A 13,221-nucleotide genomic window follows, 5' to 3' on the forward strand; every position below is an offset into this window, starting at 1 on the left:
CGGACCCCAGACCGATTCCTTTGCCGTGGTGATTGACGCTTCAGGCTCCATGATGCAAACCTTCGGGGAAGCAAAGGAGAAAGCCGGAATCGAAGACGACGCGGCAATCAACGATGAAAAGATAGCTTCAGCCGCCAAGTCTTTTGCCGCAAAAATCGGTACGGTTATCGGTCAGGACAAGATGCAATCATCTTTATACGCCGTGGCTCCCTTTGCCCGTTTGGTGCCTTTAGCAGAACGCAGCGGTATGGAATTTAAAGACGAGACTGAAGCCAAGTTCAACGCGGATATGGAAGTTTTCGGCCGTCCTTCCTGGGTAGGCAAGAGAGCCGACACCTTCTTTAAGGAAACGCTTGCAGGCAAGAACTCTTTGATATTCATCACCGACGGCGGCTTTACCGGAGAGCTTAATGATCCGGTACAGGCACTTACGGAGTTCCGCAAAGCCAATCCTGATACCTTGGTATATATAGTCAGCGCCGCTTATGACGAGGCATCCAAAGCACAGGTGGAAGCATTTAACGCCGAAAGCTTCATGCCGATATTAAGCCTTGAAACCTTGGTGACTGATGATCTTGCTTTTAACAATTTCGTAACCGCGGCTATTTACGACAAATGCTCCGAGTCCATTGAACTTAAGGGAGTCAACTTCGCTTTTGATAAATCGGATTTGGATGCTCAAAGCCTTGAAATTCTGGCGCAAGCCCTTGAGGTGGTAAAGGCACGTCCAGAGACTGACAGAATGAGGATTGAAGGTTGGACCGACTGGGTAGGCTCCGACGCTTACAACGCAGGCTTGTCCTTACGCAGGGCGCAGGTGGTAAGAGATTATCTCGTGGAACACGGAATCGATGCGGCACGCATTGATATCGAAGGCAAAGGTGAATCGTATAAATACAACAACGAAACACCAGAAGGAAGATTTGCCAATCGCCGCGCGGAAATAATTTTTGAGTAGCACTTACTCATAACCGGTTTAAGGCTGCGGATTTATATAGTTTTTTTCATTTGCCTCGGGCTCGCGGCCTTATTTTTGTAAAACAGATTGTTATTAAGCAAATTAAAAATGTTAAACCATAAATTATTGTCCGAAAAAATTGACTCCTTTAAATTTTCTAGAATTGCTTTAGCTGTTGCAGCCGCTCTTTATTCTTCATCTGTATTTGCGGAGTCAGGCGTTGATGATTCGACAAATCCTCCCAGTTTTAATGGAAGCTCTTTTTCTAATAATTTCGGAAGTTGGCAAGATATAACTATCAAAAACGATCAATTGACTGATAGCCCAGACGGTATCACGTTGTTTCCATCGGGTGATGGTCCTTTTGATTTCAATGTTGACGGTAATACTGATATTTATCTTGTTAGTAAAGGGACAGACGAGGGTTCTGCCGGAGGTGTTACTGGCATCGATATTTCAAGTTCTAATAATGCCGCTTCCGACGATCGCGTTATTTCTGCTTCATTTAACAATCTCGACATTTATGCTAAAAGTCAAGATCCTCAGATACACAAGGTAAAAGGTATTTGGATTTATGGTGGAAATGATATGGTACCAGGAAGTCCTGATAATCCTGCGCCAAGTTCTCTTACAGTAAATGGTGACACTAAGATTCAGGCTTTCTCAACAAACGGATATGCCATTGGTATAAATGTTGGAGATGAACTGGGTAATCAAAATGGCCTTGGTACGGGAAAGCTTTTTTTAAAAGGTAACAAAAATGAAATCACTGTTGAACAAGATGGTCTTGACAATGAGGGAGGTTGGGCAAGAGCATCTGGCGGAATTATAGCTTCTAATCGCACCTATGTAGAGCTATCCAGTCAAGTAACTGACATTACTACAAGAACAGCACATGTTGGCAGTTTAGCTGCTGTTCAAGGTGGAATTATATTAGATCGTAATTCACAGCTTAAGACAACTAACACCGTTAATATTGATTCCACTTCAATTAATGCTAACAGTTTCAACATTCTCTACGGAATTAGCCTTGATTATATAGCTTCCTGCATGTATCAAAGTGAACTTGGTTCAGTAGCTAATCTCAATGGGGAGACGAACGTCATATTGCGAACTAATTCTCAGACTATTGCTTATGGTCTTGTGTCATACGGTAAGAGTTTAATTAATGCCGGCGGTCTTGTGTCTGTAAGACTTGATGATTCACAGAAGAACATTGGAGGTATAAATCGCTTTGGCGCTGTTTATGCAGGAAGTACGTATACAAAACTTTCAGGTACTAGCTCTGATTCTTATATAGATAACATGTATGGTGGAAAAGTTGAGCTCAATAACGGTTTGATCGTATCCCTTCCTAAAACAATGAAGAACGGTAGAGAAAATGTGTATGCATTAGTTGCAGATGGTGAAAGTTCTAAAAAATTACAGAGAGATCCTTGTATTGATGCCATTGGTGATGAAAAAGATTTATATCAATTAAACGGTAATATTAATGCCGATCGTGATGGCCGTATAAATTTAACAATGGCTAATGGTTCATCTTATTTAACCGGATGGGCCGATAATCATGCCACAAATGACATTACCAGAGACGGTTTTATTAATATTGCCTTAAAAAATAACGCAGTATGGAATGTAATTTCTAAAGTTAATGCTGCAGATAAGGTTGTTTCGGGAAACAGTTCAGTTGACACTTTAGAACTTAACGGCGGAACTCTGAATATGGCATACGCCTCACGCGAGGGCTTGTCTTCATGGGAAGATGCGGGGCATCGTCAGGTTCTGAATATTACCGGCACGGAAAACGGTTACGGAATAACCGGCAATAACGGCAAAATTTGGATGGACATTAATTTAGCTGATGAGGGAAACACTGAAAGCGGATTAAATCTCGATCAAATCATTGTTAATGGTAAGACGGAAGGAACACATTCATTAGCAATTAATTTCGTTAATGGATTAACAGGTATTTCTAGTGATAAGTTCCACAGTGAAAATTGGCTTATCAGTCAAAACTCAGGCTCTATGACCCTTACTGGTCCGGACGGCAAGGATACATTCACCGGGCGCGGAATGGTCTCGATGTGGAGTGTCCGTTTTGTGCCTGAAGGTGAAGAATCGAAGTTGGATACCGATGTAAGTACTTTTGATAATACCAGTGCGGGAAAACCTAATGAGGGCAAAGGCTATTGGTATTTAGTACGAGAAGATAAATGGGTTGAAGACAATCCCGACCCGGTATTGCCGCCTGAAGTGGACACCAATCTCAACATCGGCACTTCAGCCTCTCAGGCTTTAGCATATTTTGCCGATTTGGATGATTTACGCGAGCGTATCGGTGAAGTCAGATACGGAGCCCAAAGTGGAGTGTGGGCCAAAGCCTTCACCAAGCAGGACCGCATGACGGGAAGCGGCCGCCACGGCTTCAAGCAGGAAGGCTACGGCATCAACGTCGGTTATGACACATTCGCCTCGGTAAATGAAGATGGCGCATGGTTGGTCGGCGGAGCTTTACGTTACGGACATGCCGACCAGGAAGGATATGCCTCGACCGGAAGAGGCAGCGGTGATTTGGACGAGTATTCGGCCAAGCTCTATGCCACCTATATGCATAAAGGCGGCAGTTATGCCGATTTCGTGGTTCAGGCGGGACATTACGAGCAGGAGCTTGACGGTTTGGACAATACCGGCAAAGGCACCTCGCATGCCGATTATGACACCTTCGGTACCGGCGTGTCGGTGGAAGTGGGTCACATGTTTACCTTAAACAATGGAGAGGATGACCGTCCGTGGTTCAATCACTGGTTCATCGAGCCGCAGGCCCAGCTTGCCTATTTCTTTGCCGACGGCGCTGACTACACCACCTCCACGGGACTTAAGGTCAGCCAGGACAATGCCGATTTCTTAACGGGACGCTTAGGCGTGGTCCTTGGTAAGAAGTTCAACTACGGCAGCAATGACGAGCTTGACAAGCGCTACTTCCAGATAGCCTTAATCGGCGGCATCAAGCATGAGTTCTTAGGCGAGCAGAGCATTAAGTACACCGGCGTTGACGGAGTGAGCAGAAGCTTTGATGCTGACGACATTGACGGAACCAGAGCTTACTACGGCGTAAATCTTGACTGGCAGTTAAGCGACGACTTGAGGATATACGCCCAGTTTGACCGAGAAGAAGGCGAGCACTACGAAAAGGACTATGACGTCAGTGCCGGACTTAAGTACAGCTTTTAAATAGACCTGTGTCAGCTCTAAGAGACAGGGCTGACGCTTTCTTATTGGTTAATAAATAAACAATTACCGGAATATAAATAAAAACTTTGAGGTAATATTATGTTTTATAAAGTAAATTTATCCCCCCCGTAAGTAAAAAGAATATTAAACGCACTTTACTTTCAACAGCCGTTTTGTCGGCATTTTTGCATCCCGCCTTTTCTGTGTATGCCGCTACTTTGTCTGAAACTTTAACCGGAGAAGTCACTTTAAGCGAAGATACTACTGTAACGGCTTCTCCTGGTATTTCAGCAGGAAGCTCCGCTTCAACCGATATTAAAACCGATCACAATATTGAATTAACCGGATCAACCGGTATCAGTGTAGGGGAAAATGGCTCTCTAACTGTTAGCGCCAATCAAATTAAGATAGATGGCAGTACCGGATTAAGGTTAAACGGTGATTCAAAAACAGAAATTAATGCGAATTTATTAGAAATAAATACGACATCTAATGGTATCGAGTTTGCATATGGAGTAGATCAGGACACTACTATTAACGCAGATGTTGTCATTACCGGTGAAGATGCTGACTTTGGTCTGCACGGTGATTCTAGCGGTAGCTCAGATGACAGGCGTTCGTTTGCGGTGAAATCATTTGTTGTAAAAGATTTTTCAGGAAATGGAGCCGTGCAAAGTTGGCGAGTTAATTACTATATACCAACTATTGAAATTAAAGACAGTTATTTTCATGATGACTATGGTTCGGCTTTTATGACCGTTCAGGGTGATGTCCGTGGAGATAAGACCTTAGATCGTGTCGGTTCCATTACTGCAACTAATTTGGATGTGGCTGACTCTTCTTATTTCAATACTTTATATTTTCAAGAAGGTGAGATTAATTTCAATGAAATTGAAGTAACGGATATTCGTAAGAGTGATAACAAAGGTTTGTTAAGCGGTCTTGTGATTGATGCTGAAACCGAATTTAACGTTAATAATGTTACTCTCACTAATATTCATGGCAGCGGACAAAGCGTCGATTCTTACGGAATGCAGGCAATGTCGAATAGCTCCAGCAAGTACGGAAATACGAATGCAGATATCAGGTTGCTCAAAATTGAAAATGTTAAATCAGATTATGCTAATGCCTTCGGTCTTTATACTCAGGATTGTACAGGCTCTTCTGAAAAAGAAGGAAAACTGAGTTTTAAAGCTGATCAGATTGATGTTTCGTCTGTTGAAGGTAGAGCTTACTCAATTGGTGTTTGGAATGCTAATGGTACAACTTTAATATCAAACAATATTGATATTAAAGACGTGACCGGAATAAGCGCTTATGGCTATGAAAATGATTATTCCAATACATTAGCTGATAATGTTGAAATTAACGGTGTTTCAGGCAATGAAGCCGTCGGTTTCTTTAATTTGCAGGGAAACGTTGAAATTGATGATTTAACGGTTTCAGGTGTTGTATCGTGTGGATCCGGTAATGCTATTTTACTTGATAATGCTGGTGGTGATACTACTGTTAAAAAATCGGCGTTTTTAACCCATGCGTTACTTGAGAACGGTTCAAGCTATGAATTTAGCTATAAAGGTGCTTATAAGGAAGAAGCTGATACTCAAGAAAGAGATGTACGTGAAATTGCTATTAGAAGCATTATGGGCGGTAAGACATATCTTAATAACGAAAACGGTGAATACCGTATTGCCGGAACTGTTTTAGCCGGACGTGGAACATCTGATAATTCAATTGAAGGCGGAAGCATTAGCTTAGGCGGTAAGACTCTCCAAATTTACGGTGATGTGTATGCAGGTAATGGCGGAAAAGTTGATATTACTCTTAACAGTCAATCCTTATTGGAAGGTCAAGTTGATGATTACCATGAATTAAGCTCAGATCTTGCAGCTGTTAATGTATTTAAAAATCCTGTTTTTTCAGACGCGCAAACGAGAGAGGAACTTCCTGTTTCTGAAGCAGGGCATGTCACTTTAAACCTTAACGGCGGACGATGGATCGCCCACGGCCAAAGCTTCATTTCCAAGGTGTCATTAAACGGCGGCACTATTTATTTAACTAATAATAGTAATAGCGGTCCTTCATCAGTCACAGCCGGAACTTTATCCGGAGTCGGCACGGTTTGGATGAAACTTGATGCCAAGGATAAAGGAAACGGCGATATGCTGTACGCCACGCTCGGAGCTGATGAAGATTCCGAAATCGAAGTTCAGGTTAAGTGGGATGAAAACGGTGGTTATGATGCGCTTGAAGCAGGTGAGAAAGTACGCTTTGCCACTTTAAATAACGCAGCCGCTTCACGCATTACCGCAAGAACTGACGGTGCAGGTATTTTCAATCTTAAATATCGCGTAATCACTGATGCATACGACGCAGATAATACTGTTGAAAACACGATGTATAACGGTGCAGATGACGGAGCCGGAATTTATAAACCTGGTGCGGATTATACCGATGCGGTGTTCGATGCAAATGGAACAAATTACTATATTGTAAAAACAGAATCCTCGGAGCCTTCAGGTCCTGATGACGAGCCAATCCTTCCTCCGGTAGAAGAGCTTTCCAAAGCCGGACAAACCATTGTCGCCATGTCCAAAGCCAACTACGCCAACGCCGTTTACATGGACACTTTAAACAAGCGTCAGGGTGAAGCACGCTACTCTATGGGCCGGGATAACGGTGTCTGGGTCAGGATGCGTCATGACAATATCGGCAAGGAAGATGCCTTCAGAAGTCATAACACCATGTTCGAGATGGGTTATGACGTCAAGGATGCAAACTCTTATGGTGAGTTCCATACCGGCGTGGCTCTTGATTATCTAAACGGCAGCATTGACTATCACAACGTCAACGGTGACGGTGATTTGCAGAGATATGGTTTATGGTTCTATACCACCTTCCTCGGCAATGAAGGTCAGTATGCCGATTTAGTCTTAAAGTACGGACATCTTAAGAATGACTTTGACGTAACTTCAGAGCTTAACGAGAAGATATCCGGTAATTACTCCAACGACGTGGTTTCACTGTCCGCCGAGACGGGATGGAAATTCACTCACGATACGGGCTTCTATATCGAGCCTCAACTCCAGCTGCAGTATTCCTACGTAACTTCAGCAGATTACTCCACTTCACAACACACTCAAGTCGAGCTTGATTCGATACACAGCCTTATAGGCAGGGCAGGATTCAGGGTCGGCAAGGACTTTGCTGCCGAGAATCCTATTACCGCCTACATAAGAGGCGATGTCCTGCATGAGTTTCTGGGCGACCAGGATATCAGGGCTCATGACAATACCGGTGTCTTCGATGCTACTTATGAAAACGACGATACCTGGTATTCAGCCGGCGTGGGCTTGTCTGTGATGACCTCACAGAATACTTACTTCTATATTGAAGGCGAGCAGGTATTCGGAGCTGACAACGACAACACTTACACGGTATCGGGCGGATTCAAGCACAGCTTCTAACAAGATTTAAGCGTTAGACACAAGTTAAAACTCATGCCTGACGCTTATCCGGGTTAAGGCCGCGAATTTCTCTATGTTTCATGAAATTTTGCCTCTGCGGCCTTATTTGACGAATGTTTAAGTAAAAAAGAATTGTTTGACAATAAATTCGAATTAACTGTAAATCTTAAAAAAGATCTTTTTATTTTTATGCACGTTAATATTTTATAGATGAGATCAAAACGGGAAACGTTAGGAATAAATAAGCTTAAATTTTTAGATACGATCAAAACGTTATTTTAGCAATTTTAGATTATTCAGAATCTTTACTAATTTACTCTCATATTATTTTGTTATGTAAAACTTTTTGTTGGCAATTACAAAAGAAAAACTATCTGTTATTGCGTTTTATAAATTATTTAATATAATTCTTATTAGATTAGATTAGATTAGATTATAAAATGATTGAAAATAATGAAACTGAATTTAAACGTGAATACGTTGAAGATATTAAAAATACAGTGATCGCTTTTGCCAACGGAAATGGCGGAACGATCTATATAGGCGTGGAAGATAACGGTACAGCTTGCGGAGTATCAAATGTTGATGAGCAAATGCTTAAGCTTACTAACGCTCTTAGAGACTCAATTCGCCCTGATGTTATGATGTTTGTTGATTGCAAAAATGTAACTTTAGAAGAAAAACAAGTAATTTGTTTAAAAGTAAAAAGAGGTACGGCAAGGCCTTATTATTTAAGAGGAAAAGGGATCCGTCCTGAAGGTGTTTTTGTCAGACAAGGTGCGTCTACTGTACCGGCAAGTGAAGCTGCAATCTTTGATATGATAAAAGATACTTGCGGTGATAGTTTTGAGGATATGCGTTCTTTTAATCAGGATTTGTCTTTTATTGTTGCAGATAAATTTTTTAAGGATAGAGAAATAGAATTAGGTGTATCTCAAAAACGTACTTTAAATTTTGTAGCCAAAGACGGAACTTTTACTAATCTTGCTTTGCTGTTATCCGATCAGTGTTTGCATTCAATCAAGGTTGCAATATTTGAAGGAAGTAAAAAAACTATTTTTAAAGATAGAAAAGAGTTTTCAGGCTCATTGTTTTCACAGCTTGAAAATGTTTTTAAATATATAGATTTATCTAATCGCGTCAGAGCTGAGTTTAGCGGTTTAAATCGTATTGATTGTCGTGATTATCCGGTCGAAGCTGTGCGCGAAGCTTTGTTAAATGCTTTGGTTCACCGTGATTATTCTTATAGTGCTCCTACACTGATTAGTATTTTTGATGATCGAATTGAATTCGTTTCCATCGGAGGATTGGTAAAAGGTATTACTCTTGAAGATATTGAATTGGGAATTTCAATGTTAAGAAATCCCCATCTGGCAAATATTTTTTATCGCTTAAAACTAATTGAAGCGTACGGTACGGGATTATTAAAAATTAAGGAAAGTTATGCAGAGTACGCAGTAAAACCGAAGATTGAAGTTTCAAGTCATGCTTTTAAAATCACTTTGCCGAATGTAAATTTCTTTAAAGAACAACAGGATAATCACAATAATAAGAATAGAGATTTTATATCTGCAAAAAATAATGAGGATAAATTAAACAGAATTTCTGATCTTTGTAAGAAAAAGGGTTTTATCGTTAGAAAAGATATTGAAGAAAATTTGAATGTATCACAAGCTGCCGCTGTGATTTTGCTGCGCGGCTTAGTTGAAAGACAGGTATTAATAAAACAAGGTAAAGCGAGAAATACTCGTTACTATTTAAAAAATAAACAAGATTAATGTCTTTCCTTTTAAATGGCATATAACAAGTTGTTTTATGACAAAAGAAAAGAGAGCTTTAAGTTTTAAAACTTTAATGAATTTTTAAGTAAGTGGGAATATGCACAAAAAATCATTTATTCATTTGAATTTTTACTTTTCAGATAGCATAATAAATCTGCTTGTCGGAGTGCCTTTAATTAAAGGCTGAGATTGCGTGAGCAAAATCCGTGCACCTGATCAGGTTAATGCCTGCGGAGGGAACAAGACTTCGACATGCATAGTTTTATTTTAAGGAGCATGTCGCATGACCTTTAAAAAACCTACCGAGCAAAAGATTTTCATTAAAGGCAGCTCAGATGACGTTGCCGTCCCTTTTCGTGAACTTACTCTTTCAAATGACGAGAAAATTCTGCTTTCAACCGTAGAAGGAGCAGATCCGTCAGCTAAAGTTCTTCCTAAAATTCGTGCTCCGTGGATTTCTTCCCGTAAAGAGCGTAAAGAAAAAACACAGCTTGATTACGCTAAAGCCGGCATTATTACTAAAGAAATGGAATATGCCGCAATTCGTGAATCATATAAGTACGGTCCTGATATGGCGTTTACTGCCGAAGATGTAGCCAAAGAAGTTGCCGCAGGGCGTGCCGTAATTCCGTGCAATATCAATCATCCCGAATGTGAGCCGATGGTTATCGGCAAGAAGTTTTCCGTAAAAGTTAACGCCAATATCGGAGCTTCTGCCGTTTCATCAGGCTATGACGAGGAAATAGCCAAACTGCGCCAGTCTCTTAAATTCGGGGCTGACACCGTTATGGATTTGTCTACGGGCGAAGGGATTTTAGAACTTCGTGAAGCGATTTTGCGTGCATCCCCGGTTCCTATAGGTACTGTTCCTATCTATGAAGCATTAGAGCGCGTGCACGGCGATACCTCGATTTTAACTTGGGATGTTTTCCGTCAGGTGGTTTTGGATCAGGCCCGTCAGGGTGTTGACTATTTCACAATTCATGCAGGACTTCGCGAGTATTTGATGCCGTATGCGGCAAAGCGTGTTTTGGGTATCGTTTCCCGCGGCGGTTCGATTATGGCCTCCGTGATGCTGCGCCATGATGCTGAAAATCTTGCCTATGAGCATTTTGACGAGCTTATGGAAATTTGTCGTGAATATGACGTGGCTTTGTCATTGGGCGATGGTCTGCGTCCCGGCGGAATTTGTGATGCCTGCGATAAGGCTCAGTATGGTGAGCTTGAGGAAATCGGCAAGCTTGCGCTGCGCTGTCGTGAAAACGGAGTGCAGTGTTTTATTGAAGGACCGGGTCACGTACCTTTAAACCGTGTTTATGAGAATCAGGATTTAGAAGAAAAATATTGTCATGACGCTCCTTTTTATACATTAGGACCGCTTGTAACCGATATTGCTCCGGGACAAGATCATATCACCTCGGCAATAGGCGGCGCTTTGATTGCTTATCGCGGAACTTCGATGCTCTGCTACGTAACTCCGTCAGAGCATTTGGCATTGCCGACAGCCGAGGATGTAAAGCAGGGACTTATTACCTTTAAGCTTGCAGCTCACGCGGCGGATTTAGGCAAAGGGTTGCCAGGCGCTCAATTGCGTGATGACGCCATGAGCCGTGCTCGCGTTGAGTTCCGCTGGTATGACCAGTTCGCTCTGTCTTTAGATCCTGAGCATGCATATGAAGTATGGAAAGCTCAGATGCCTGAAGAGTGCGCTCATGAGCCGAGCTTCTGTTCAATGTGCGGACCACGTTTCTGCCCGATGCGTTTAAACCGTAGGATTAAAGCTAAATATGACAAGTAAAAGACCTTTAGTGTTGATTGCCGCTGCCGTTGATTCAGGCGGCGGCGCCGGAATTACTGCTGATGTCCTGACCGTTCACGATCATGGAGCGTGGGGCTTGCCCTTGGTAAATGCGGTTACTTCGCAGTCTTTAAAACAGGTAGCAGGCATCGAGAATGTTTCTTCTGCCATGTTCTCCAACATGCTTAACGTAGCTTTAAGTGATTGGGAAAAAATCAGCGCGGTTAAAGTAGGTCTTATGCCAGATAAGAAATCGCTTGAGATTTTCCTTGATGCTCTTGAAACCAAGCTAAAAGATGCAAAGGTAGTATGGGATCCTGTTTTAACCGCAACCGCGGGACGTCTTGACAGCGCCGATCTTAAATCATGCCTTGCGCGTATTTTAAAAGTTACGACGATTTTTACGCCAAATCTTCCCGAGGCTTTGGAACTTGCCGGTTGGGATAAAGATAAACTTAAAAAAGAGGGCGTTTTTGAGTTAGGACGCGTCTTTGTACGCATGGGCGCGCAAAACGTCATTATTAAAGGCGGGCATTTAGGTGATGAGGTTGCAACGGCAGATGACGTATTCGTATCTGATCGATTGTCATTCATGATGCGTTTGCCAAAAACAGCAGGCGACGGAGCTCACGGCGGCGGCTGTGCTTTATCATCCGCGCTTGCCGCTTTGCTTGCTAAAGACTACGCCCCCGAAGATGCCGCTGTTTTAGCTAAAGCCTATGTTTATCACGGAATATTAGAGCCTGATTTGCAGTCTGATTCTTTCCGACCTCCGGTAGGTCATCATGGTTTAACCAAAAATCTTAAATATTTTCCGGAAATTTTTGAGGAAGGCTTCCCGCAAAAATCCAGTCCGTTCCCGACCTGTCCGATGCAGCTCGGCCTTTATCCTGTAGTTGACAGCGTTGAATGGGTGGAAAGCCTGCTTGCCATGGGAGTACGCACCATTCAGCTTAGAATCAAGGATAAGGACGATCCTAAGCTTGTTGAGAAGATACGCCGCTCGGTGTTTTTAAGCAGACTTTATAAAGCGCGTCTTTTTATTGACGATCATTACGATTTGGCTATTGCCGAGGGCGCGTACGGCGTTCATCTGGGCATGGAAGATTTGCGCACGGCCGATTTGGAGAAGATCCGTAAAGCAGGATTACGCTTGGGCGTTTCAACTCATGGTCTTTATGAAATGTTAAAAGGCTTGCAGTTAAATCCGTCTTATATTGCTTTAGGTCATATCTTCCCTACGAAGTCAAAGGTAATGCCTTCAAAACCGCAAGGTGTTGAAAAGTTAGCTCATGAAGCTTCTTTACTGCAAAACGTGGTGCCGACAGTCGCAATCGGCGGCATTAAGCTTCATAACCTTGCTGACGTTTTGGCTTCTGGCGTAGGCTCAGTTGCGCTTATTACCGGAATCACGCAGTCTGACGATCCGCTGCTTACAACGCAAAAGTGGCTTAGTTTGTGTAAAAACGGCGGGGATGAAGTCTGATGCGTTATTCTCGTCAGGAATTGCTTGAAGATTTTAAGGATTCAACCGATCTTTTGGCAGCAAAAAAGGTTGCCGTTGTAGGAGTCGGTGGCCTTGGCGGCTTGTGCTCTTATCTTTTAGCAGGAGCCGGTGTCCTTAAGCTTAATATTGCTGACGGCGATGTCGTTTCGCTTTCTAATTTGCATCGCCAGGTTTTATATCGCATGGCAGACATCGGCAAAAGTAAGGCCGATATCTGCAAACGGGCAATTCTTGATCTTGATGGAAACGCTGAAGTCACGGTATTTTCGGAGATTAATGCGGCAAATTTTGATGATTTTGCACGGGATGCGGATTTAGTGCTTGATTTAAGTGATAACGCTAAAACCAGGATGTTTATTTCTAAAGCTTGCTTTAAGCGCAGGATAAATTACATTCATGCGGCGGTAGGCGGATATCGCGGAATTCTCTGTGCGTTTTGGTATGCCGATCCTTTATTTGTAGAAAAGTTCGGCTGCTAT

The 13,221-nt window shown here is 42.5% G+C and carries 7 protein-coding genes and 1 riboswitch; all 7 genes read left to right on the forward strand.

Annotation, left to right across the window (positions count from 1 at the left end):
• Positions 1 to 958, forward strand: a 958-nt coding sequence (locus QZ019_RS06915; RefSeq protein ID WP_295483547.1) for an OmpA family protein, incomplete at its 5' end; no start/stop codon positions are given.
• 108 nt (positions 959 to 1,066) lie between these two features.
• Positions 1,067 to 4,189, forward strand: a complete 3,123-nt coding sequence (locus QZ019_RS06920) for an autotransporter outer membrane beta-barrel domain-containing protein (RefSeq protein ID WP_295483549.1) — start codon at positions 1,067 to 1,069, stop codon at positions 4,187 to 4,189.
• Positions 4,190 to 4,407: 218 nt separating this feature from the next.
• Positions 4,408 to 7,656, forward strand: a complete 3,249-nt coding sequence (locus QZ019_RS06925; RefSeq protein ID WP_295483552.1) for an autotransporter outer membrane beta-barrel domain-containing protein — start codon at positions 4,408 to 4,410, stop codon at positions 7,654 to 7,656.
• Positions 7,657 to 8,096: 440 nt separating this feature from the next.
• Complete coding sequence (locus tag QZ019_RS06930) at positions 8,097 to 9,434, forward strand: RNA-binding domain-containing protein (RefSeq protein WP_295483554.1); 1,338 nt, start codon at positions 8,097 to 8,099, stop codon at positions 9,432 to 9,434.
• Positions 9,435 to 9,589: 155 nt separating this feature from the next.
• Positions 9,590 to 9,693: riboswitch (TPP riboswitch) on the forward strand.
• A gap of 27 nt (positions 9,694 to 9,720) precedes the next feature.
• Entirely contained in the window at positions 9,721 to 11,235 is a 1,515-nt protein-coding gene (thiC, locus tag QZ019_RS06935) for a phosphomethylpyrimidine synthase ThiC (RefSeq protein ID WP_294567187.1), read from the forward strand.
• Positions 11,225 to 12,721: a thiamine phosphate synthase gene (thiE, locus tag QZ019_RS06940; protein WP_295483556.1), complete on the forward strand. Its 1,497-nt coding sequence runs from the start codon at positions 11,225 to 11,227 to the stop codon at positions 12,719 to 12,721. Before thiC ends, thiE begins: the two co-directional genes overlap by 11 nt.
• Positions 12,721 to 13,221 (forward strand): ThiF family adenylyltransferase (locus tag QZ019_RS06945; RefSeq protein ID WP_295483559.1); only part of this gene is annotated, 501 nt, incomplete at its 3' end. The genes thiE and QZ019_RS06945, both read left to right, overlap by 1 nt.

Origin of the sequence: uncultured Succinatimonas sp. (assembly GCF_905203285.1) — a bacterium.
In the GTDB taxonomy this organism is placed as follows: Bacteria; Pseudomonadota; Gammaproteobacteria; order Enterobacterales; family Succinivibrionaceae; genus Succinatimonas.

Excerpts from the sequence above, each read along its gene's own strand:
- QZ019_RS06930 (WP_295483554.1), top strand. The coding sequence starts at position 8,097 with ATGATTGAAAATAATGAAACTGAATTTAAACGTGAATACGTTGAAGAT.
- thiC (WP_294567187.1), top strand. The coding sequence starts at position 9,721 with ATGACCTTTAAAAAACCTACCGAGCAAAAGATTTTCATTAAAGGCAGC.
- thiE (WP_295483556.1), top strand. The coding sequence starts at position 11,225 with ATGACAAGTAAAAGACCTTTAGTGTTGATTGCCGCTGCCGTTGATTCA.
- QZ019_RS06920 (WP_295483549.1), top strand. The coding sequence starts at position 1,067 with ATGTTAAACCATAAATTATTGTCCGAAAAAATTGACTCCTTTAAATTT.